Origin of the sequence: Pantoea sp. GCM10028869, assembly GCF_042666835.1 — a bacterium.
Taxonomy (GTDB): domain Bacteria; phylum Pseudomonadota; class Gammaproteobacteria; order Enterobacterales; family Enterobacteriaceae; genus Pantoea; species Pantoea leporis.
Genome location: NZ_JBHTGO010000001.1, coordinates 420136 through 443416, shown reverse-complemented (window position 1 = coordinate 443416; position 23281 = coordinate 420136). Strand labels below are relative to the sequence as shown.

The following is a 23281-nucleotide window of genomic DNA, read 5'->3' as shown; positions in this document are numbered from 1 at the left end:
AGCGCAAATGGCTGAGCTGAAAAGAAAATAAGCCCAGCGTGAGTTTTGCTTATTTAAGTGAAGCGGTGCAAAGAAATGAAGATATTATTGTTGCGCGATTTCTTACGCTTAACTCACATAATGAAAAGAAGGGCGATGTTTAATTTATTTCATTACTACACTTTAATTAACCCAATTCGGGTTTACGGAGGTACGTATGTCAGAACGTCCAGATGATGATGTAATTCCACTGCCAGGTGATGATGAAACATTACCTGACGAAGATGATGATTTACCCCGCGATACTGAATTCCCTGAAGATCAGCAACCTAAAATCTGAAAATCAGTCGAGCCGCCGCTGGCGGCTCACTATTTAGAGTGCACTCTGCTGTAATTCCCCCATAATACCTCTCCAGGATTCATTTATTTTTTTAACACTTAAGGGAGAGATACGATGGTCAACGACTATTTCACACAGCCACCGATTGGCGTCACGGTTGAGCAGCATAAACGCACCGTTGCGGTTGCGGCGGCATTAGCGGTGGCAAAAGAGTCAGTTAGCGCCTCAACCTCTGCCAGCGGATCAAAGGCATCGTGGGATTTGCAGGCGGTTGCCAATGAGATTGCAAATCTGGCCGATGCCATTCAGGATGCGCTGGAGCCGGTTGAAACGCTTTAAGCGAGCAGTTGGGTTAACTGCGCCAGATGCGCGCTGTTAGCCAACTCGCTGCTGTTCAGCAGTTGTTGCTGACGTAGCGGGGACTCCTGCTGCAGTGCCGCGCGCAGCTTGCCTGCGACATCCACCGCATCGGCCAGCGATTGCTGACGAGTGCGGTGATGCTGCATCTGCAAGCCATCGCGTAGCGTAATCGTCACCAGATGAAAACGCAGCGCCGGGTTAATCGCATCCGGTGGCGCACCTTCATCTGGCGTACGACGCACCTTTGCTGCCAGCGGCATCACCTTTTGATTCAACTCGCCTTCGGCAAAATCCTGTAAACGCAAATCGCCATACATCAGCATTGCGGCGATCACATATTCCAGACTGAAACGCGCTTCGATGCCGTTGGTTGGCACGCGCACCGATGCCGCAATATCACCGCCCGGCGGAAACGCCACGCTAATTTCGCTAATGTTTTCCAGCAAACTTTCCAGTGATTTACCGCTCGCCAGCCATTGATTGCGCAAAATGCGCGTGGCTTCGGCGGCGCTGTGCGTACCGGCGCAGGTGGGGAAGGGTTTGAATTCCAGCCCAGGCGCGACGATGCGCCACGGCTGCGCCCAATGCTCAATCAGTTTTTCCGGCTGCGCCTGGCCATTGCTGGTGGCGGAGATGAAAGCGTCAATCACGCCGTCCTGCTTGCCATCAAAGCCTGCCAGCGCCAGCTGTGCGGCGCTCACCGCGCGTTCAGCTGCAAACCCGGCATGCAGCGGCTTTACCGCCGAACCAAACTGCGCGCGTAAGCCGCTGGCCTGCGTGATGGCGATGCCGAGCAGCGTTGCGGTGGCAGCCACATCTAACGCCAGCAAACGCGCCAGCGCGGCGGCAGCGGCAACTGTGCCAAGCGTCGCGGTATTGTGATGACCTAAAGCGTAATGCTGCTGGCTGACGGCGAGACCTAAACGTCCGGCAACCTCCACGCCAACCGCATAGGCATCAAGAAACTGATCCAGCTCAGAGGGCTGCAACTGCTGCCAGGCAAAGAGCGCAGGCAGAATCACAACGCTGGGATGCCCGCGAAAATCCGCATGGAAATCATCGTAATCCAGCGCGTGGCTGGCATATCCGAGCAGCAGGGCGTTGGCTCGCGCGCTGCCGTCGCCATATACGCTGCGCAGCGCCGGTAATCCGCTGTCTGGCACCTGACCTTGCAGTACCGGCCAGCTGACGGCGAGGAAATCACGAACCCCTTCGCGCGCCGCATCACGTGCGGCGGCGTCCGGTTGGCTGTGAACAATGCGCTCAGCCAGCGCGGCAGTGAGGCTCATCAGCTCACGCTCTTCAGCGCTGCGACCGCCAGATTGGCGAGATAGCGCGACGTCGGCAGCAGCACATCATCATTGATGCGAAACGCCGGATGGTGCAGCGCGTAAGGCTCGCCGGTGCCAATCATCATAAACGCGCCCGGCAGCTGTTGCTGATAGAACGCGAAGTCTTCGCCGATTGGGCTGGCTTCCACCACGCGCGCCTCAAAGCCGCTGGCGCTGGCCTGCTGCAAGGCAAAATCCGCCCAATGCGCATCATTTACCACCGATGGCGGACCCGCGTGCCAGTTGAATTTCACCTCGGCGGCGAAAGCGGCGCCGATACCTTGCACGATTTCACGGAAGCGCTGCTCCAGACGTTCGCGCGTTTCCTGCGAGAAGGAGCGCACCGTGCCTTCCAGCCAGGCGCTATCAGGAATCACGTTCCAGGTGCTGCCGCTGTGAATCTGGGTAATCGAGACCACCGCGTTATCGCCGGATGGGGCATTGCGGCTAATCAACGTTTGTGCGGCCGAGACAATTTGCGCGGCAATCACAATCGGATCGTTACCCTGATGCGGTTTGGCGGCGTGGCTACCCATGCCGGTGATGCTGATATCAAAGCGATCGACCGCTGCGGTGAGCGGACCGGCTTTGCTGCCAATCACGCCTGGCGGCAGCGACGGATCGTTGTGGATGCCGAAGATTGCCACCGCGTCATCCAGCGCGCCGGTCGCGATCACGTCGGGCGCGCCTTGGCCGGTCTCTTCAGCGGCCTGGAACAGAATACGCACGCGACCTGGCAGCGTATCTTCCTGCTGTTTGAGCAGAATCGCTGCCCCCAGCGCCGCCGAACTGTGAAAGTCGTGGCCGCAGGCGTGCATCACGCCGGGACGTTCAGATCGGAAGCTCACAACTGACTGCTCTTCAATCGGCAGCGCGTCAATATCGGAGCGTAACACCATCAATGGGCCTTTTTCCGCCCCGATTTCCGCCACTAAACCGGTTTTGAGCGGGAGATCCAGCACGCGAATCTGGTGTTGCTCTAATTGCTGACGAATTCGTGCGGTGGTTTCAAACTCTTGATTGGAAAGCTCGGGAAAACGGTGCAGTTCATGGCGGAAAGCGATCAGCTGTTCGCCTAAGGTGTCGAGAGATTGGCTCATGCTTTTACTCCTTGTTGTGCCGCCTGGCGTGTTAACCACGCATCGTGGGCGCTTTCATCCAGTACTTTCTTCATATATTGCGTGATGTGGCCTTTGCCGAGATCGGTGGTGTGCATCAGCTGGAAACCGCGCTTTTTGTACATCTCGATCAGCCACGGATGGTTGGTGGCGGTGCCGAGCGACACCGCAGGCGCGCGTAACTGGCCCAGCAAGATCTCCTGCTCGAGACGATCCTGCACCTGACGACCAAATTGCTGGCCGGGATAATCGGGATGCGCGCCAAACCAGCCGATATGCGGCAGGCCAAACGGGCCGGGCAGCGGTCCCCACGGATAGCGTACGGTAACGGATGAGACCATCACATCATCGGCATACAGCGCATAAACACCGTGGCTCTGCAGATGACGCAGTGTCTTGGCAAGGTCGGCGGTGGCGGCATCAAATTTAATGCCGAGCGCCAGCGTGGGTGCATACGCGGCATGCATCAGCGCCTGATAGGTTTCCACCTCGTCTTCTCTAACCTGACGAAATTCAAGTGACATAGACATCCCCGGGAAAAAACCGCCATCAGGCGGAGAATCAAAAAACAGGCACCTTCCATAGCGGCGCGATTCATCGCGCAATAAATTGCGCCGCTACGCAAGGTGCTCGTCTGTTATAAGGGTTCAGATTACCAGCAAAGCCATTCCCCGCTATATGTGAAAAATAACTAAGCTAATGCGAATTTGTGAAAATGAAATCGCCCCTTTTGCATTGCTTAAATCGTTATTTACCGTAGTATGCAGAAAATACATAGCGCTATAACTATTCTGTATTAACCCTCTGAATTATCTTAATTTAATCCGTTATAGCCTTATTCTTAATCAGGGTGACGCCGTGTTAGCGATCAAATCTCCGCGTGCATATGCACATGAGTCCGGTTTGCGTGCGCGCGCCGGTGAATTTATCAAACCTTACGCTTCCCATATTCGCGTCTTTACTTCCCCCCGCGCCTGGCAGGCCGTTAATCCGGAATTAACCCAGAGCCTTGAAGCCAATGATATTCGCTGGGAAATAGAGTATCTGACCGGTGAATGCACCGATGCCGCGATTGAAGCCCTGAAGCACAATGTCGAGCGGCAGGGCGCTGAACTGCTGTTTGCGATCGGCGGCGGGCGCGTGCTGGATGCGGCAAAAGCGGTGGGTAGCCAGCTGCCCGATCTCAAGGTGATCAACTTCGCCACGGTTGCCGCGACTTGCGCTGCCTGGTCGCCGGTGGCGATTGTTTACAACGAGCAGGGCGGCCATGTGCGCAGCCAGCCGCTGGGCAAAATGCCGGATTTGGTACTGGTCGATAGCGAGATTATCGCGCGCAGCGACGTGCGTTACCTGAAGGCCGGCATCGTTGATGCGCTGGCAAAATATTATGAGTTCTATCCGTATCAGCGTAACAATCCCAACGATCTGGCGCTGGATCTCAAAGTGATGACCGCCAAACGCGCGCTGGATCTTTATCGCGAGCTGGGCCCGGCGGCGGTAGCCGCTAACCAGCAACAGCAGGTCACGCCGGAGCTGGTGAAAATCATCGATGCCAATATCGTGTTGGCCGGATTAGCCAACAGCGTGCGCGATGTGCTGCCGACGCCAGGTTTTGCTCACGCCATTCACAATCGTTTGACGCATCAGCCGGAACTGCATCAATGGCTGCACGGTGAAAAAGTGGGTTACAGCCTGCTGGTGCAATCGCTGATTGAGCATGACGGCGTGCCGGATGCCGATCTGCTGACGCTGCTGCGTGCGTACGACATGCCGCTGACCTTAGCGCCGTTAACCGGTGACCGCGCGGCGACGATTCGCACCATCGCAGAACAGATTAAATTTCCGGCGGCCAGCGCCGAACGTCTGCCATTCCGCATCTCTGCCGATGCGCTGGAACAGGCGCTGCTGGCGACCGAGAACACGTTTTAAATCGCACCACTTTTTATTGACCAGGACAAATTAATGGCTAACTCAAAACAACAACGCCGCATCCGTTTAGGCCTTTTCGTGCAGCCGGTAGGACAACACGTCAGCGGCTGGCGTCTGACGGAAAAGCTCGGCGATCCAACTGACATCGACTGGCTGATCACCATCGCCAAAAAAGCCGAAGCCGGTAAATTCGATCTGTTCTTCGTAGGCGATGCGCTGGCCACCAGCATGTATCGTCTGCCCTCGACCATGGCGCGCCTTGAGCCGCTGACCATGCTGTCGGCGCTGGCGGTGAATACCAAACGCATCGGTCTGGCGGCAACGGCGTCTACCACCTTTAGCGATCCGTTCACCATGGCGCGCAGCTTCTCTTCGCTGGATCACATCAGCCGTGGTCGCGCGGCATGGAACGTGGTGACCTCGTTCTCTACCGATGTAGCGCGTAACTTTAGCCGCAACGATATGCCAAACCATGCCGAGCGTTATGCGCGTGCGCGCGAATTCCTCGAAGTGGCTGACAAGCTGTGGGCCGGTTGGGAAGAGGGCGCGGTGCAGCCGAACAAAGAGACCGGTGCGTACTTTGTTGATGAAAAAATCCAGCCGATTAACCATGAAGGCGAGCACTTCCAGGTGCAGGGTCCGCTGAATATCACCCGTTCGCCGCAGGGTCGTCCAGTGATCATCGAAGCCGGTTCCTCCGCCGATGGTCAGAAACTGGCGGCGGAAACCGCGGAAGTGATCTTCACCGCGGCTGCCAGCCTCGAAGAAGCACAAACCTTCTACCGTTCGCAGAAAGATCAGGTCATTGCCGCTGGTCGTAATCCGGATCATGTGGTGATTATGCCGGGCGTGATGCCGATTGTGGGCCGCACGCGTGAAGAGGCCAAAGCACTGTGGAAAGAGCTCAACACGCTGGTGGACATCGAAAACGGTCTGCGTCAGCTGTCGCTGCGTTTCAGCATGGATCTCAGCCAGTTCCCGCTGGATGGTCCGGTGCCAGAAGTGCCTCTGGGCGAGGGCAACCAGAGCCGCGTTAAACTGATGACCGATATGGCGAAACGCGAAAATCTGACGCTGCGCGAGCTGGCGGCGGTGGCTGCTGGTTCACGCGGACATCGCGTGATTGTCGGTACCGCCGAAGATATCGCTGACGATTTCGAGCTGTGGATGAACGAGGGCGGCGCGGATGGTTTCAATATTATGCCGGCGATCATGTCCGAGCAGCTGGATCTGTTTGTTGAGCTGGTGATCCCTGAACTGCGCCGTCGCGGCCTGTTCCGTGACGATTACGAGTTCGCCACGCTGCGTGAAAACCTCGGCTTGCCGGTGGTCTAACCCCTTCAGGAGCTCAACATGGTCACCTTATCAAAGCGTGTGCAGTCCGTGTCGCTCTCTGCCAATGCGGCGGCGCGTCAACTGACGCGCCAGCTGAAAGAGCAGGGCGTGGATATTCTCGATCTCACCACCGGTGAGCCGGATTTTGATACGCCCGCGCATATTCGCCAGGCGGCGGTGGCGGCAATGGAAGCCGGTGAGACGCGCTACACGCCGACCAATGGCACCACGCCGCTGCGCAAAGCGGTGCTGGCTAAGCTGAAAAATGAAAATCAGCTCGATTATGAGCTGGCGCAGATTTGCATCGCCAACGGTGCCAAGCAGATTATCTTCAACGCCTTTGCCGCCACGCTGAATGAGGGCGATGAGGTGATTGTGCCGGTGCCTTACTGGCCGACGTTCCCGGATAGCGTGCGTTTCAACGGCGGCGAAGCGGTGCTGCTGGCGTGTCCGCTGGAGCAGGAATACAAGTTGCAGCCGCAACAGCTGGCGCAGGCGATCACCGCCAAAACCCGCTGGCTGGTGCTGAACAATCCCGGCAATCCTTCTGGTATGGTGTACAGCGCAGATGAGCTGACCGCGCTGGCGACGGTGCTGCGCGATCATCCTGATGTGCTGATCATGCTGGATGAACTCTACGAACATATTCTGTTTGATGGCCGTGAACATATTAGCCTGCTGCACGTTGCGCCGGATTTAGCCGACCGTATTCTGCTGGTGGGCGGCGTGTCGAAAACCTACGCCATGACCGGCTGGCGCATCGGTTTCGGTGCCGGGCCTAAAGCGTTGATCGACGCGATGGTGGTGGTGCAGTCGCAAAACAGCTCCGGTGCCAGCGCGATCAGTCAGGCTGCAGCGGTGGCGGCGTATAACGGTGGACTCGACTTTTTGCCGCCGCAACGCACGGCTTATCAGGATCGCCGCGATGCGATTATGGCGCTGTTAAAGCCGGTGCAGGAAATTGACGTGCTTAATCCTGATGGCGCGTTCTTTATTTTCTGTCGCTGCGCCGGTTTATTAGGTAAAACGCGTCCCGATGGTCAGCAGATCGAAAGCGAGCAGGATGTGATGAATTATCTGCTGGAAAGCGGTGTCTCTGGCGTGGCGGGCAGCGCGTACGGATTATCACCTTATTTCCGTTTGTCGATTGCCACCGACATTGAAACGGTGCGTGAAGCGGGCCGCAGAATTGCGCAGGCCTGTGCGGTTCTGAAATAAGCTTATTAGTAAAAGACGTCAGATATTTCCGGGGGATTATCTGACTTAACGGCAAGTATGATGCGCAATCCGGTATCGCTTGCCAGGATTATGTTTACGACTTTTTAAAAGCGTATATCAAACAGATTAACGCGCAGAATTAATAACGAAAAAACGCAGCACTTACGCTGCGTTTTTACTGTTCATGCGCTGTACAGCAAGTCACCGATTAAATCAGGAAATCATCCATTGAACCGCCCGCTTCCAGTGCGGCTTTAATCGGTGATGGCGTACGGCCCTGGCCGGTCCACAATTTCTCGTTCCCCTGTTCGTCGATGAATTTATACTTCGCGGGGCGCGGAGCACGTTTCGACTTGGGTTTGCTTTCCTGGGTAGTTAATTGCGCCAGGTCACTAATATCAATGCCATCTTTCAACAACATCTCTTTATACAGCGCCAGCTTTTCTTCTTTTTCGCGCTGAGCTGCAGTTTCTGCTTCCGCTTCTTCACGGCGCTCTGCGACGACCACGGCGAATTTTTCCAGCATCTCTTCTAATGCTGCGACGTCAATATCACGCGCCTCGGCACGCAGCGTACGAAGATTGTTCAATGCTTTAAGTGCATCGCTCATGTATTAATCCTTATTACTTATTTGACTGGTGTAAAGGGAAGCATTCTACGAGATTTTTTGCCAAATTAAAATAATCAAACGTGGGCAGAATTGTCTGTAAAATATCCGGGTGATCAGAGATTCCTTTATATTCCGTGACGCTTTATCGAGCTATTTGGCTTATTCACGTGATGCGGGAGAGTAAGGAGAATAATAGTGGGTGATTTAATATGCGTGTGTATGCGGTGCGTGTGAAGGTCGCCATAAATGGTTACCGTACACATAAGAATCTGTTCAATTTCACATAGTTGCCGAAAGCCCCGCCATGAACCTTCCTGAAAATAACGTAAGTCAACTATTACTCGTTGAAGAATAAGGCTTTTCACCAAGTGTAAAAGTGTCAGTAAACTGGTAACAATTTCTTGCATTGGAAATCTTAATGCGTATATTTCTCATTTGCTTTCTTAACGGCTTCCTTACTGTCGTTCCTCTTTCCGACGTCAGCAGCGGTGCCGCAAAAAAATAACGATAAGTTGATTGAGGAATCGTATGTCTTTCAGTGATTTGCGCGTCAGGAAACCCGGCAGTGCGCCTCAGCGTGCGTTACGTCTCTCTTTACTGGCTGTGATGGTTGCGTCGGGTATCGCGCAGGCAGCAGAGACCACCAACACCGAACAAACGCTGAACGTGGATGCCAGCGCCAACGCCGATCAGCAACAGCAGGCGGCACAGGATTACAGCGTACCGGTGACGCGTGCCGGTACCAAAATGGCGCTCACCGCGCGCGATATTCCGCAATCGGTTTCAATCGTCAGCAAGCAGCGTATGCAAGACCAACAGCTGCAATCGCTGAACGATGTGCTGAAGAACACCACCGGTATCCACGGCGTCTCTTCCGATATGGACCGCACCAACTACTATTCGCGCGGTTTCCTGATCGACAACTATATGGTCGACGGTATTCCAACCGCCTTCGCCTCACGCTGGAACCTTGGCGACGCGCAGAGCGACATGGCGCTGTATGAGCGCGTCGAAGTAGTGCGCGGTGCCACCGGCTTGCTGACTGGCCCAGGTAATCCTTCCGCCTCCATCAACATGGTGCGCAAGCACGCCGATAGCAAAGAGTTCACCGGTGATGTTTCCGCCAGCTACGGCAGCTGGAACAAGCAGCGTTACGTTGCCGATCTCTCTGCACCGCTGTCGCCTGAAGGGAACGTGCGTGGTCGGCTAGTTGCGGGCTATGAAGACAAAAACAGCTTTATCGAACGCTACGGCGCAGACAAAAAGTTCGTTTATGGCGTGGTTGACGCTGATCTGACCGACTCCACCAAATTGTCGGTTGGTTACGAATTTACCCAGGTCAACACCGATTCGCCAATGTGGAGCGGTTCCCCGCGCTGGTATACCGACGGTTCTCAGATCAAAGCGCGTCGTGGTTACAACACCGCGCCAGACTGGGCTTACAACAACAAAGAAAACAAAAAGGTCTTTGTTAACCTGCAGCAAAATTTCGATAACGGCTGGAACATCACGCTTAACGGCACGCACAACGAAATGTTCCTCGACAGCAAACAGCTGTATATCGATGGCTTCTTTGATAAAACCACCGGCGCGGGCTCTTCCTCTTACGCCGGCTATCCGGTTATCGGCGGCACCGGCTATAACACCGGTAAACGTAAAGTGGATGCGGTGGATGCCTTCGCCAGCGGCCCATACGAATTGTTGGGACGTCAGCATGAGCTGATGATTGGCGTTAACTACAGTCGTCAGGACAACAAGTACTACAGCTCGTGGGAGAACATCTCATCAGCAGAGCTGGGTAACTTCAATAACTACAACGGCGATTTCCCGGAATCTAACTGGGATCCGCGCGAACCGGCTTCAGATACACAGCTGGTACGTCAGAAATCTGCTTATCTGGCAACCCGCATCTCGCTGGCCGATCCGCTGCATGTGATTCTCGGCGCGCGCTACACCAACTGGAATCGTCAGACGCTGAGCGAAGAGATGGAGAAGAACAACATCACGCCGTACGGTGGCGTGATTTGGGACTTCTATGACAACTGGTCGGCATATGCCAGCTACACCTCGGTATTCCAGCCGCAGGATTATCAGGATGCCTCGGGCGGATTCCTGGCGCCGGTGATTGGCAAGAACTACGAAGCGGGCTTGAAATCAGACTGGTTTAACAGCCGCCTGACTACCTCGATCTCCGTATTCCGCACTGAACTGGATAACGTTGGCGAAGCGACCGGAAAAACCAACCCGGAAACGGGCAATGCCATTTATGTGGGTAAAAGTGGCGTAGTGAGCCGTGGCGTGGAGTTTGAAGTAAACGGCGCGGTAACCGATAACTGGCAGATGACCTTCGGCGGTACCAGTTATGTGGCGGAAGATCGCGAAGGCGAGAATTACAATTCTCAGCTGCCACGCACCTCATTCAACCTCTTCACCAGCTATCGCTTGCCGATGCTGGATCAGTTGACCCTGGGTGGTGGCGTGACATGGCAGTCGAAAACCTACGGCGACATTGGCGGTCCAGACGGCGAAGGCACCTGGCGCGCACGTCAGGGCAGCTACTCGGTGGTGGATCTGTTCGCACGCTACGACGTCACCAAAAACGTCTCACTGCAGGCAAACATCAACAACCTGTTCGACAAAGAGTACGACACCAACGTCAGCAACGGCGGCATCGTGTACGGCGATCCGCGTAATTTCTCTGTCTCTGCGACGTATCGTTTTTAATCAAAATTAAGGGTGCGTGTCATGCGCACCCAATAATAACCCCGTCAAATCACCTTAAGCTGGCCTTTTATGGCAGCCCGCATTTCTTCTGATTACCCTTCAGACCAATAAATTCCAGCGTCATGATGTACTCCTCTCAGCAGAAAGGGCGGATTTGCCCACGGAAGTGAAAATGGCGTCGTCCTGCGGCGTATGAATGCGACCGCACAACACATTTCTCAGGTGACGTTGTAACGGATGGTGGCGCGTCAGCGCGTGGTTGCCGATGCTTTCCACCATCAGCTGCACACTGCGAATGGCGTTTTCGATTACCACCTGTTTGATTTGTGCGGCATGTCCGCTGGCGACGTGGCCTTGGGCGGCGCTGCTTAGCATAGTTTGACTGGTAAACAGCAGCGTATCGATGCGGCCCACCAGCTCCTGGAAGCGCGGCAATGATGCCAGCGGTGCGCCAAGATTGGCCGGCACGCGCTGCTGCAAAAAGCCGATAAACCAGTCGCGCGCGCTATGCGCAATGGCGTCGTACAGCGAACCGAGCAGCACCGCCATCCAAACTGATTCTTCTTCGTTGAGGCCCGCTCGCGGCGTGCTCCACGGCGCGACGTTGACCGCGTGATCGAGCGGGATCAGCACCTCGTCCAGCACCACGCGATGGCTACAGGTGCCGCGCATGCCGAGGTGATCCCACTCATCAATGATGTGGATGCCGGGCGCGTTGGCTGGCACCAGATAGCCGCCGACCAGCGGATCGGCATCGTCGCTGCTGGCCCACACCAGAAACCAGCTCAGTCCATAGCTGCCGGTGGAGTAAATCTTCTCGCCGCTTATGCGCCAGCCTTCAGCGGTGCGGCGTGCGCGGGTGGCGGGCAATCCGCCGCGCGCGGGCGTGCCTAATTCGGGTTCGACGCGCAGCGCGTTAATCAGCGCACCGTCGCGAATCACGCTCTCCGCCACCTTGCGGCGCACCGCGTCTGGCCAGTTTGAGCTGTCGTCGAGGCGACGCGTGTTGAGATACTGCATGATGAGGATCAGCGCCGCAGAAGGTTCGCCGCGCGCCACGGCCTGGATAATCGCCTGGCTTGCCAGCAGATCGCCGCCGCTGCCGCCCGACGCCGTCGGCAATACAAAGTGCAGCAAGCCATGCTGCCGCAACACGCTAAAAGCGGTTTTGGGAAATTCGCCGCTGCGATCAACTTCTTCAGCGTCTTTTTCTAAGGCCTGAATAATCACCGGCAATATTTCAGCCAGAAAGGGCGGGTTATTTGCCATGCGTTATTAATCCCCTTATTAAATCAGGCTTAATTGTTTCCTGTTCTGCCACCGCTGTAAAAGCAATAAACCGGCTATATACATGCGGAATCGGCATAATTCTGCCGCCGGTGGAAGTGTTAATTTGCAATGGCTGTTTCTGCGCGAGCCATTAATTAGGGTCAACACCTTCACCTGCATTTATTTTTGGGAGTCATTTAATGCCAAATAATTATTTAGTTTCCCGTCGGCATTTTCTGGGATATTCCGCCGCAGCGGCGATGGCGGCAACGTTACCGGGCCGCGTGTTTGCCGATGATCATATGGCGGGCATGCAGATGCCCGGCGATTTACTGCAAGATGGCCCCGGAAAATGGGCGCTGGCGAAGCCAACGCATGTGCGTCTGGCGGTCAATCTCAACGCCATCTGCCTTGCGCCGGTAGTGGTGGCCGATCAGCATAACTTCTTTAAAGCGCATAACCTGGAAGTGGAGTTCGTTAACTTCGGCAACTCCACCGAACTGCTGCTGGAATCCATCGCCACCGGCAAAGCCGAAGCTGCCATCGGCATGGCGCTGCGCTGGCTGAAAGCGCTGGAGCAGGGCTTTGACGTCAAACTCACCGCCGGCACGCACGGCGGCTGTATGCGCCTGCTGGCGCGCGATGGCGGGCCGACCACGCTGGAGCAACTGAAAGGCAAAACCATTGGCGTCACCGACATGGCGGGCGCGGATAAAAACTTCTTCTCGCTGATGCTGAAAAAGCACGGCGTCGATCCCAATACCGATGTCGACTGGCGCGTGTTCCCGCAGGATTTGCTGCCGATGGTGCTGGAGAAGGGCGAGATTCAGGCCGCCAGCGGTTCCGATCCGGTGATGTGGCGCTTAACCCAGAAGCCGGGCTACCGCGAAATTGGCACCAACTTAATGGACGAGTACGCCAGACTGAGCTGCTGTGTGGTGGGCACGCGCGGCAGTTTGATTCGCGAGCAGCCGGAAGTGGCGGCGGCGATCACCCATGCGATTTTGCAGGCGCATGCTTATGCGGCCAAACATCCCGAAGCGATTGGCAGCGAGTTTAACGGCCAGGCACTCAACACCACGCCGCAAGAGATCGCCAGCGTGCTGAAAACCCATACGCACGGACACTATTCGGTGGGGAACGCGTTTGTGAATGAGATCGACGTGTATGCGCGTGATTTAAAGGCGATCAACGTGTTACGACCGGAAACCGATCCGCTATTGTTTGCTAAGGGGATTACCAGCAACGTGCTGGTTTAAATTGAAATCGCGCCGCTACGAATACATGCAGGATTCTGTAGCGGCTCGATTTATCGCGCATTATTTTCAGGCGATTTTCCTGGAGGTTTGCACGGCGCTCGCCAGCTTCAGCGATTCGGCTGGTACCTGATGCGCGAACAGCTGGGTGGTTAAATAACTGCTGCCGCCATCGGCCAGCAACACCACAATGCGCTTGCCGCGGTTCTCCGGTCGCGCTGCAACCTGTTGGGCCGCCCACAACACTGCCCCGGAGGAATCCCCCACCAGCACGCCTTCGCTCAGCGCCAGCTGCCGCGCCGCTGTATACGCCTGCCAGGTTTCCACCGCGATCACTTCATCGTAAACGCGGTGATCGAGATTGGCAGGAATACGCTCAGGCGTCTGGTTGCTGAACGCATGCACGCCGGTAATTTCCAATGGATCCGGCCGCAGTTCGCTCGGCTGTGAACCCACGCCCGGCTCGACGGCGATCACCTGTAATCCCGGATGCTGCTGTTTGAGATAGCGTCCGGTGCCGGAGAGCGTGCCGCCGGTGCCGACGGCGGCGATAAAGATATCCAGCTCGCCGCCGCTGTCGCGCCAGATCTCCGGCCCGGTGGTGCGCTCATGCACCGCCGGATTGGCCGGATTATCCAGCTGCAGCAGGAAGTGCACTTCCGGTTCCGCTGCGGTGACCTGCTCGGCCAGCCATTTGGTGGCGGCGACGAAATCGCCGTTGCTGGCATCGTAAAACGCTTTGAACCCTTCAATGGTGCTGAACGGCACCACTTCGGCACCGTACGCCTGAATAATCTGGCTGCGTTCGATGCTAACAAAATCATTGATATAGACGCGGAACTTGTAGCCTTTCGCCGCCGCAATCGCCGCTAACCCAATGCCGGTGTTGCCGCTGGTGGTTTCAACCAGCGTATCGCCGGGCTGAATAATGCCGTTGCGTTCGGCGGCTTCAATCATGCTGAGGGCGATGCGATCTTTCACGCTGTGATTAGGATTAAACAGTTCGAGTTTGGCGACCAAATCGGCCTGAATATCGTGTTGCTGTGCGTAGCGAGACAGGCGCAGCAGCGGCGTGTTGCCAATCAGTTCAGTGATAGAAGCAGAAATTTTTGCAGCCATAATCGACCTCATAAATAGATGAGATGAGCCTGAATGATTGCGCGATAAATCGCGCCGCTACGGATGGGTGCACATACCGGATCGGCGCAATTCATTACGCAATGTATGTCGTTACCATTTCACCGCGCTGCGCTGCCATGACAACAGGCGATCGCGCACGAGGAACAGCAGGGAGATCAGCGAAGAGAACAGCAGCGCCATCACAATCAGCGCGGCGTACATATTGGCGTAAGCCGCCCAGCCTTGCGCCCACTGCAGATACCAGCCGAGCCCGGACTTCACGCCCATCATCTCCGCCGCAACCAGCACCGAGAACGACGCGCCCAAACCCATAAACAGGCCGACAAACAAGTGCGGCAGCGCTGCCGGCACCGCCACGCGCAACACGAGGAATAGCGAATTGGCACCGAGCGTGCGCGCCACATCGTAATAACGCGTATCAACGCTGGAAACGCCCGACCAGGTTAGCACCGTCACCGGGAACCAGGTCGCCAGCGCAATCAGAAATACCGCCGCCGAGAAGCTTGACGGGAAGAAGTAGAGCGACAGCGGCAGCAGCGCGGTAGAAGGCACCGGGCCAAGGAAGCGCAGAATCGGATGCACCCAATAACCCAAGCCGCGCGACCAGCCAATCGCTACGCCGGTAATAAAGCCAACCACGCTGCCGTAGATAAAGCCGAAGGCCAGCAGACGCAGCGAATTGAGCACGCTATCCAGCAGGCGCGGCCAATCGGTGGCGTAGGCTTCGACCAGCGCACGCGGCGGGGCGAAAAACGGCGCGGGCAGCAGCGCCAGTTTGCCAGTAACGGTTTCCCACAGGCCAATCAGCAGCGCCAGTACCATCAGCCACGGACCGCTGCGTTTGAGCGGCGCAAGTAAGGTCAGTCGCGGGAACAGACCCGAGGCAATCGCCAGCCCGGTGAGAAGCAGCGCGATGGCGGCAAACAGCTCGTGCGTTTCATTGACAAAGCGCGGGGCGGCAAAACCCTGCGGCTTATCCGGCACCGTCACCATCAGCGCGACCAGCGCCCACCACAGCAGGAGCGCACCCCAAACCGCCGGTTGAAGGCGGCGCGGCACATCACGGTTGCGGGCAATCGTCAGGGTTTCACTGGCCATTCTCGTCTCCTTAACTCGACATGTTGCTCATGTGCGCCATGTTGCTGGCGTGCTGATGGGCGGATTCCGCCGGCAACAGCTCCGGCACATAGTGTTCGGCGAAGCGCTGCGCATCGGTATCCGGGCGGATCACGTTGATTTTTTTCAGCTCATCGATATAAACCGCCACCTCTTTGCGCAGCTGCGTGCCGGTGGAGTGATGACTATGAGTGTGCTCTTTCAGCATCGCGGCGATATCCTCCACCGCGACGGAGCCGGGCACAAACGGCTGGAAGATTTTCGCCGTCTCGTCCGGATGTTCGGCGGTCCACTGCTGCGCATCGACAATCGCCTGAGTGATAGCACGCGCGGTGGCGGGATCGTCACGTACCAGCGAGCCGCGCAGGCCCAGCACGCAGCAGGTGAGGTTGGCGTATTCGCCTTTCAGGTTGTTATCGACTTCCACCAGGTTGTGCTGCTTCTTCAGCAGCCAGCCCTGTGGATCGTCGGTAGCCAGCGCCTGCACTTCGCCTTTGCGCAGCGCTTCGCCAAACAGGTCGGGCGGATATTGCAGCCAGTTGACCTGCTTATCGGGATCGATGCCCTGTTTCGCCAGCTGAATGGCGAAGAAGTTGCGAATCGGGCTGGCTTGATCGCTGACCGCCACCGATTTGCCCACCAAATCTTTTACATCGCGGATGCCGCTATTTTGCGGCGCGAGTAAACGCATGCAGCCGCCGTGCGTGCCGACGGTGAGATCCACATCAAAACCCTGCTCCAGCGGCTTCAGCCAGCGCAGCGCCATGCCGATGCCGCCATCGGCCTGGCCGGTGGCAATCGCCTGTAACAGCGCATCGGTGGGGCCGCTGAAGTTCACCGGCTCAACATTCAAGCCGTACTTTTTAAAGAAGCCTTGCTTCAGCGCCACCGAAATCGGTGACTGACACACTGCGGTTTGCCCCCAGGCCAGCTTGATGGTTTTGAGGGATTTTTCGTCGGCAAACACGTTGCTGCTCAGCAACGGATTCACCGCCATGCCGGCACTAAAGAGACCCAGCCCGCGTAATAACGCGCGGCGGCTCAGAGAGAATTGTTGCAATGCCATCCTGTCTTCCTTGTAGATAAAGTTCACAGGCACTATGGCAAAGGCAATTAGCGCGACCAAATAACAATCCCGCATGACATCATGCAGTTTTTCATTATGAATATTTGCGGATAGGTTTGCCGAAATGGCTATTTCGATGTGGGAAAGGCGAGGCTTATGCTTTATTTCTTAGCAAATCAAGCAGGAGCGAAAATATGGCTACCACTTCGGCGGGCGTTAATATTGCGATTGAGAAGGTGAATCATCACTTCACCTTAGAAGGCGAAGATTTACCGGTGCTGGAGAATATTAATTTGCAGGTAGAGGCCGGTGAATTTGTCGCGCTGCTGGGGCCGTCCGGCTGTGGCAAATCGACGCTGCTGCGTTTGCTGGCAGGCCTCGAACCGCCCGCCAGCGGGTTACTGGCGGAGGAGGGCAAAGCGATAACCGCGCCCGATCCGTCGCGCGTGGTGGTGTTTCAGGATCCCACGCTTTATCCGTGGCGCACCGTCTATGACAACGTCGGTCTCGGTTTGCAGATTCGTGGGGAGAGCCGGCCGGTGCGCGAACAGCGCATTAACGCGATGCTGGATCGCGTCGGCCTCAGGCAGTTTGCTCGCGCGTGGCCACATCAGCTTTCGGGCGGTATGGCGCAGCGTGCAGCGCTGGCTCGCGCGCTGGTTAACGTGCCGCGTTTGCTGATCCTCGATGAACCGCTCGGCAAGCTCGATTCCCTGACGCGGTTGCGGATGCAGCAGGAGATTGTCGACCTGTGGCAGGAGCAGCAGTTCACCACGCTGATGGTGACGCACGATGTTGAAGAAGCGTTGGTGATGGCGAATCGCGTGGTGGTATTCAGCCCAAGACCGGCGAAAGTGGTGGATGTGATCGAGGTGGATCTGCCGTGGCCGCGCCGTCGCGATGATCCGCAGCTGGTGGCGCTGCGCAGCAGGATATTGGATTTGTTGGGGGCGGATCGGGTAGCTGCGTGATGTGGGTCGCCATTCATGGCGACCTTCTGGCATTTACCCCTGCACGATCCGGCAACCGGCCAAAATATCATCCGCAGGTTGATACTCGCTGGTCTGAATCCCCGTCAATCCCAGCAGTGTGGAGAACAGATTATCCTGCGAATAACCCTGATGCGCCGCTTGTTTATCGACACAGCGTTTACTCACGCCATAACGCTGCTGGTAATCTGGTGACAGCCAAATCAGCATCGGCACATGTTTCTGCACATCTGGTGCAATCGCATACGGCATACCGTGCAAATAAGCGCCATTCTCCCCCAACGACTCACCGTGATCCGATAAATACACCAGGCTGGTGGTGTATTGATCCTGATGAGCCTTCAATACATTGATCGCCTTATCGACAATGTAATCGATATACAGAATGGTGTTGTCGTAGGTATTCACCAGCTGCTGTTGCGAACAATCCTGAATTTGATTGGTATCGCAGGTCGGCGTGAATTTTTTAAACTGCGGCGGATAACGGTTGTAATAGGTTGGGCCGTGACTGCCAATGGTATGCAGTACGATCACGCCGTTGCCTTTAAGGTTTTTAATAGAGTCCTCGATACCGTGAAATAATACTTCGTCATAACACTCCCCATCGTGACACATATTCGGCAGATTCAGACTGGTCATATCCTGATGCGGGACGCGATCGCAGGCACCTTTACAGCCGCCGTCATTATCATTCCATAAAACCTGCACGCCGGCGCGCTGGATAATATCGAGCATGCCTTCCTGATGTTCAGCAAGCTGGTCGTCATAATGCGCGCGCGGCATATTCGAGAACATGCATGGCAACGAGACCGCGGTAGCCGTACCGCAGGATTGTGTATTGGGGAAATAAGAGACGTTATCTTTCGCCAGCAACGGCGTGGTTTCGCGGCCATAACCATTAAGCTGGAAATTCACCGCGCGCGTGGTTTCACCCACCACCAAAATCGTCAGATTGCGCTTTGCACCCGCCAGCATCTGCGGCTTTTGTTTGGCATCTAAGCCAATTTTCACCAGCGGCAAATTGGCGGTGCGGCTGTGGTGATACCAGGAAAGTGTCGCCACAATGGAGTTCGACGGGCTGAGCGATTTGATCAGCTCTTTTTGGTTACGAAACAGCGAGGCGTAATCCTTATAGAAAAATGTCGCCACCAGGGCGATGCAGATGACCGACACCACAATTGACGCGGCGCGTTTGGCGATGTTTTTCCACAGAGGTTCGTTATGTTTAATCCTAATCCAGAATACCAAAAGGGCAGCGAGCAGGCCGCTGCCACCCAGCGTGATAATTAACTTAGGCGACAATAAAGCAAAGGACTCGGACGGTGTGGTATCCAGAATATTCACGATCATCGAGCGATCAATAACAATGCCGAAGGTCCAGATGAAATATTGCGCAGCCGCCGCCACTGATACGAACAGCGCAAGAATAAGCCGGTCAAGCCAAACAAAAGAGGCGAGGGTGGCGATAATATTGATCACGCTAAATGCCACCAGCGGCATTGAGACGAAGACGAATATCGTGCGCAGCGTATCAAGCGGCATTGCTGCAATCACCTGACGATAAAAGGCAATATTCAGGAACACCGCAATATAAATTGAAAATAGCGAAATAAACGTCAGCCGACTTAGCGTCGGTCTTTTGCGCAGCGAAAACGTCATTGGTCCATCCGTAACAGTGAAGATGGCGCCAGATTAAGAAATGAAGGTTAAGTCAACCTTAGGCTGAATCCTGTCAGGCAGATTTATCTTTAGACAGCATCATTGCGGCTGACCGTGGTGAACAATAATTCGCGCAACCAGCGATGCCCGGCATCGCGGTGCGTTCTTTCATGCCACGCCACGGTTTTGGTGAAGCCCTGAATCTCCAGCGGCGGCGCGAGCTTCCCATCGCATTCAAAGCCGCATCTGTGACGCCGTGAAAATTTCCGCCGAGATAAGACACCTGCGCGTGATCCTGTTCGCAGGAGTGGTTAACGTAAGATTTCCAGGGTGGGGCAGCGATGATCGTCTGGACGTGCTGCATGCATGGTTGATCGAAGATCTTTCCGATAATCGCGTGCGCATCCTGAAGCAGAAAACGCAAAACGGCAAACCGGCGGTTGAGCCGGCAAAAGCGCAGGCGAACCCGATGATTAACGGCCATCAGGATTGGCGTTTGGTCAAACTTGCCACGCGTGTCCATATTCATCAAACACCTATTGCGCGATAAATCGCGCGGTGATTAGATAATATTACTAACGTAATTTCATCACTTCCTCCTGCGTCAATCCGTTTTAATCCTCTATCTCCTTGAATAGAAGAAATTCTCCACTGAGGTCTAAAGTCATCGGCATTGCTGCCGATACAAACCTGTGAATTTTTTTTATCAATTAGCCTCAACCATTAATCATTGTTTCCTCCGCACGACAGAGGATTTTTCAATCAAGGATTTGATGTGAATTTACCCTTTTCTAAAAAAGCTGCATCCGTGCTGATCGCCGCTTCTCTGACTTCCAGTTGTGCCTCAATGAATGACTTTGCTCGTGATTACGGTACCGCTGCCGGTTGTATCGGCGGTGCCGCACTGGGTGGCGGCATCACTTATCTGGTGACTCACGACGCCAGGAAAGCCCTGGTGGGTGGACTGGCAGGCGGCGTAGCGGGATGCGTGGTCGGGAACGTTTGGCAGAATCGTGAACAGGCGCTGGCTAAAGTCGCCCAGGAAGAAAAAATTCGCATCAGCACTCAGGCGCTTAAGGCGCAGGAGAACAGCAAGCAGGAGCCGGTTGGGATTGTTGCACAAGTTGAGGACGGTACCATGTTCGCCATCGACAGTGCAGAACTGACCAGCAGCGGCATGCGTCAGGTGCAAAAAATTGCCACAGCGATGAAAGGCGGCCAGCAATCCTCCAACGATGTTTTGCTGGTAGTGGGACATACGGACGCCACGGGCAACGCCGAACACAATCAGCAACTTTCTGAAGCGCGTGCCCGCAACGTTGGGCTAGTACTGGAGCAAAGTGGCATTAAAGCCAGCCAACTCTATTTCCAGGGCGTGGGTTCCTCACGTCCACTGGCGGATAACGATTCCCTTTCGGGTCGGGCACAAAACCGCCGGGTTGAAATCGTGGCGTTGGCGAATGAAGCACTGTTACGCCAACGCCTGGCTCTGGAAAGCAATAACCCACTGTATTTGCGCCACAGCTCTGCTGCTGAAAATACGTTGGCGCGTACTTCAACCGCCAGGGCGGCACCACGTATAGCGAGCAAGAAGGCTGCGACTAAAAGCGCTGAAGTAAAAGCGCCGGGAGTGGTGACCCAACCCACTCAAGCCATTGCTGAGAGCAAGCCCGTTAACTTTGTCGATTTTGGTGGCAAGCCCACCAGCGCACAGGTTACGGGTCTCGCCAGCAACTTAATGCCGCTGTCGCAAGGTTTCAGCCTGATTAGTCAGGCCCAGGCCAGCAGTGTCAGCGGTAGCTGTCTCACCGATCTTCCCCGCGTCAGTGGGCTGGCTAAGAATTTAGCCAGCGGTAAGGCGATCGATCAGCATGATACGCGGGAATATCTGCCCAATATGAACGGGCGCGCGTGGGCTGGATTGGTGAATGGCAACCTGGTGACATTGACGCCAGTGTTTGTTCTCAAAGAGGGTGCCGTGGTAACGCAAAACCCACGAGTGCTCATCACGCCAAATTATGCGCAGGGCAACCGCAAGGCGCTACAAGGCATGGCAAGTGTCGCCAACAGTTGGGAAGGTGAAGACAGCATTCTTTACCGCGTCTACATCGCCGATGCCCAGCAACAACCGATCTCGTGCGTCGACCTCTTGCTGCCGAAATCGGGCAAGCCTGCGCAACAAGGACAGCTCTTTTATAGCAATCATCGTCAGCCGTGGCTGGCCAATTACGCACCTCAGCGTGGATAAACGGATAACTCTCTTATGGAAATTTTAGATACCTTAATGCAGGCGATCGCCACCTATCGCTACATCTTCTGGCCGCTTTTCGGGCTACTGGCGCTAACACTTGGCGTGATCAAATGGTGGGATCAAGTTCGTTACTTCTTCCTCAACCTGTTTTGTTCCCTACCGCTGTTTGGCCACATCACCCGTTTGTCGCGTAGCCATGAATCTCGCCGTGCGGGCACCGGCGGACGCATCTGGCATCCGGCAGAAGAAGCGTTGTGTGGCAAGTTCTATCAGTTTCATAGCATCTCCAACCGCGATGCCGATTTTTATCTGCGCTGCGTTAACTATCTGAACAAAGTCGATGAGCGGGGCCGCAAACCGACCAGCGTGGTGTTGTGGTTATGCAGTATCGCCCTCGTCATTCTGGAGGCCTTTATCTTTGCGCTGGTACTTTCGCCATTCATTGCCAACAACATCTCTGCGAACCAGGCGGAGCTGTCGGCGATTGTGGTTTCGGTGCTGATTGGTGTGATTTTGGTGCCCGCTACGCACTTAATGGGCACGCAGTTACACAAAAATACGCTGCTGAGCAAAATCCGCTACTGGCATAAAGAAGCGCGTCTGGAAGGCCATGCGCAGGCGTTGGTCAAAGACAACCGCGTCTCGCTGGAAAACAGCCGCATTGACGATGACGCACCAAGCTATTTGCAAATGCTTAACCGAGTGAACCACGGTATTGGCGCAAAACCGCAATATGTACAAACGGTTGTGACGCTGCTGTTGATCTTCACCTTTGCGGTAGGTGCCTATTTCATTCGCGCGGCAACCATTAATGCCGCCGAAACCCAGGCCGTCAATGGCACGCCGTTCAGCCAAACCAGCGCGGCGAGCAACGCTTCACCTTTTGAGTTGCCACAGCAAGCGGTGGAAGATAATCAGCAGGCTGATAAGCAAGCGGCGCAAGAGGTCAGTGACAACCGCGTGTTCGCCTCCAAATTGACCTTCATTATTTTGTCGGTGATTTTCATTGGCGTGCAGATTATCGGTATTTTGATTGGTTATTACCGTTCTCTGGTCGGCATCGAATCGCGCCTGGCGGCGAAATATATTGGTAATTTTAGTAGCTCTGAAGAGTTTGCCGCGTGGTACGCCATGCGCCGTGAGCGCGTAGAGCGTGATGCGCAGGATAAACTGGCAAGCTTGCAGAATCGTATGGCGATGCAACGCGCCAGTAGCGCCAGCATTGCACAAACTGATGTTCGGACCTTCGACGATTACGTGCGCGGTAAGCAGCGCGATAAAGCACTGGCCGACGATCAGCATCAGCAATTTAACGCCACACGCGCTACCGTTGCTCCAGAGCGCCCGGTACATCAGCCAGAACCGGCTTTGGTATTTGAACCTACAACGCCAACACCTGCACCGGTGGCACTGGAAACGGCACCTGCTGCTATCGCCGATGAAAAGGCGCGCATTGCGGAGTTGGGCGATTTGACAGCCTTAGATGATGAAGAATTGCGTTTGGTGGCTGAGGATTTGGATCTGTCAATGGAAGCACTGATCAGTCGTCGTAAAGTGCAGCGCGTGCTTAATAAGGCCAGAGGATAATCAG

General features: G+C 55.4%; 20 protein-coding genes. 10 read left to right on the top strand and 10 right to left on the bottom strand.

Annotated elements, in window-relative coordinates:
- The first annotated feature begins 196 nt into the window (after positions 1-196).
- The gene (locus ACFQW4_RS02150; protein WP_255421536.1) at positions 197-319 is read left to right on the top strand and encodes a hypothetical protein; all 123 of its coding nucleotides are present in this window, start codon (positions 197-199) and stop codon (positions 317-319) included.
- Positions 320-433: 114 nt separating this feature from the next.
- A complete protein-coding gene (locus ACFQW4_RS02145; protein ID WP_007890034.1) occupies positions 434-658 on the top strand; it encodes a hypothetical protein in 225 nt (74 codons plus the stop codon).
- Here ACFQW4_RS02145 and ACFQW4_RS02140 read toward each other — a convergent pair.
- Genes ACFQW4_RS02140 through ACFQW4_RS02130 form a run of 3 tightly spaced genes read right to left on the bottom strand, consistent with a single transcriptional unit; the run spans position 655 to position 3652 of the window.
- Positions 655-1968: an MmgE/PrpD family protein gene (locus tag ACFQW4_RS02140; RefSeq protein ID WP_377723485.1), complete on the bottom strand. Its 1314-nt coding sequence runs from the start codon at positions 1966-1968 to the stop codon at positions 655-657. The genes ACFQW4_RS02145 and ACFQW4_RS02140 overlap by 4 nt on opposite strands.
- Positions 1968-3110 (bottom strand): amidohydrolase, encoded by a 1143-nt coding sequence (locus tag ACFQW4_RS02135; protein ID WP_377723483.1) that lies wholly within the window; start codon positions 3108-3110, stop codon positions 1968-1970. The genes ACFQW4_RS02140 and ACFQW4_RS02135 overlap by 1 nt, the downstream gene beginning before the upstream one ends.
- Positions 3107-3652 carry a GNAT family N-acetyltransferase gene (locus ACFQW4_RS02130; protein ID WP_192235087.1) on the bottom strand — a complete coding sequence of 182 codons (546 nt, stop codon included), beginning with the start codon at positions 3650-3652 and terminating at the stop codon, positions 3107-3109. Before ACFQW4_RS02130 ends, ACFQW4_RS02135 begins: the two co-directional genes overlap by 4 nt.
- 334 nt (positions 3653-3986) lie before the next feature.
- On the opposite strand from ACFQW4_RS02130, the gene ACFQW4_RS02125 reads away from it, so the two are divergent.
- Genes ACFQW4_RS02125 through ACFQW4_RS02115 form a run of 3 tightly spaced genes read left to right on the top strand, consistent with a single transcriptional unit; the run spans position 3987 to position 7610 of the window.
- Positions 3987-5057, top strand: coding sequence for an iron-containing alcohol dehydrogenase family protein (locus ACFQW4_RS02125; RefSeq protein ID WP_377723480.1), 1071 nt, complete (start codon positions 3987-3989; stop codon positions 5055-5057).
- Positions 5058-5090: 33 nt separating this feature from the next.
- Positions 5091-6392 (top strand): LLM class flavin-dependent oxidoreductase, encoded by a 1302-nt coding sequence (locus ACFQW4_RS02120; RefSeq protein WP_101761353.1) that lies wholly within the window; start codon positions 5091-5093, stop codon positions 6390-6392.
- Between the two features lie 18 nt (positions 6393-6410).
- Positions 6411-7610: an aminotransferase class I/II-fold pyridoxal phosphate-dependent enzyme gene (locus ACFQW4_RS02115; protein WP_271460318.1), complete on the top strand. Its 1200-nt coding sequence runs from the start codon at positions 6411-6413 to the stop codon at positions 7608-7610.
- A gap of 208 nt (positions 7611-7818) precedes the next feature.
- Here the strand turns inward: ACFQW4_RS02115 and ACFQW4_RS02110 are convergent, their stop codons facing one another.
- On the bottom strand, positions 7819-8220 hold the full coding sequence (locus ACFQW4_RS02110) for an H-NS family nucleoid-associated regulatory protein (protein ID WP_377723477.1): 402 nt from the start codon (positions 8218-8220) through the stop codon (positions 7819-7821).
- 528 nt (positions 8221-8748) lie between these two features.
- Here ACFQW4_RS02110 and fhuE point away from each other — a divergent pair.
- Positions 8749-10944, top strand: a complete 2196-nt coding sequence (fhuE, locus tag ACFQW4_RS02105; RefSeq protein ID WP_377723475.1) for a ferric-rhodotorulic acid/ferric-coprogen receptor FhuE — start codon at positions 8749-8751, stop codon at positions 10942-10944.
- A gap of 120 nt (positions 10945-11064) precedes the next feature.
- Here fhuE and ACFQW4_RS02100 read toward each other — a convergent pair whose 3' ends face one another.
- Positions 11065-12213, bottom strand: coding sequence for an acyl-CoA dehydrogenase family protein (locus ACFQW4_RS02100; RefSeq protein ID WP_377723473.1), 1149 nt, complete (start codon positions 12211-12213; stop codon positions 11065-11067).
- Between the two features lie 200 nt (positions 12214-12413).
- Between ACFQW4_RS02100 and ACFQW4_RS02095 the strand changes: the two genes are divergently transcribed.
- Positions 12414-13472: an ABC transporter substrate-binding protein gene (locus ACFQW4_RS02095; RefSeq protein WP_210080245.1), complete on the top strand. Its 1059-nt coding sequence runs from the start codon at positions 12414-12416 to the stop codon at positions 13470-13472.
- A 66-nt stretch (positions 13473-13538) separates the two neighbouring features.
- On the opposite strand, the gene ACFQW4_RS02090 is transcribed toward ACFQW4_RS02095, so the two are convergent.
- The 3 genes from ACFQW4_RS02090 to ACFQW4_RS02080 all read right to left on the bottom strand — a co-directional run bounded on the left by ACFQW4_RS02090 (position 13539) and on the right by ACFQW4_RS02080 (position 16791).
- A complete protein-coding gene (locus ACFQW4_RS02090; protein ID WP_176972093.1) occupies positions 13539-14588 on the bottom strand; it encodes a PLP-dependent cysteine synthase family protein in 1050 nt (349 codons plus the stop codon).
- Between the two features lie 111 nt (positions 14589-14699).
- Positions 14700-15707, bottom strand: coding sequence for an ABC transporter permease (locus ACFQW4_RS02085; RefSeq protein WP_101761376.1), 1008 nt, complete (start codon positions 15705-15707; stop codon positions 14700-14702).
- A gap of 10 nt (positions 15708-15717) precedes the next feature.
- Positions 15718-16791 (bottom strand): ABC transporter substrate-binding protein, encoded by a 1074-nt coding sequence (locus tag ACFQW4_RS02080; RefSeq protein ID WP_377723470.1) that lies wholly within the window; start codon positions 16789-16791, stop codon positions 15718-15720.
- Between the two features lie 194 nt (positions 16792-16985).
- On the opposite strand from ACFQW4_RS02080, the gene ACFQW4_RS02075 reads away from it, so the two are divergent.
- On the top strand, positions 16986-17762 hold the full coding sequence (locus ACFQW4_RS02075) for an ABC transporter ATP-binding protein (RefSeq protein WP_137386993.1): 777 nt from the start codon (positions 16986-16988) through the stop codon (positions 17760-17762).
- Between the two features lie 33 nt (positions 17763-17795).
- On the opposite strand, the gene eptA is transcribed toward ACFQW4_RS02075, so the two are convergent.
- Together eptA and ACFQW4_RS02065 are read right to left on the bottom strand one after the other, a co-directional pair.
- A complete protein-coding gene (eptA, locus tag ACFQW4_RS02070; protein WP_377723468.1) occupies positions 17796-19439 on the bottom strand; it encodes a phosphoethanolamine transferase EptA in 1644 nt (547 codons plus the stop codon).
- Between the two features lie 73 nt (positions 19440-19512).
- Positions 19513-19968, bottom strand: a complete 456-nt coding sequence (locus ACFQW4_RS02065; RefSeq protein WP_377723466.1) for a hypothetical protein — start codon at positions 19966-19968, stop codon at positions 19513-19515.
- 246 nt (positions 19969-20214) lie between these two features.
- On the opposite strand from ACFQW4_RS02065, the gene ACFQW4_RS02060 reads away from it, so the two are divergent.
- Positions 20215-21687 carry an OmpA family protein gene (locus ACFQW4_RS02060; protein WP_377723464.1) on the top strand — a complete coding sequence of 491 codons (1473 nt, stop codon included), beginning with the start codon at positions 20215-20217 and terminating at the stop codon, positions 21685-21687.
- A 15-nt stretch (positions 21688-21702) separates the two neighbouring features.
- Positions 21703-23277, top strand: coding sequence for a hypothetical protein (locus ACFQW4_RS02055; protein WP_377723462.1), 1575 nt, complete (start codon positions 21703-21705; stop codon positions 23275-23277).
- The last annotated feature ends 4 nt before the right edge of the window (positions 23278-23281 follow it).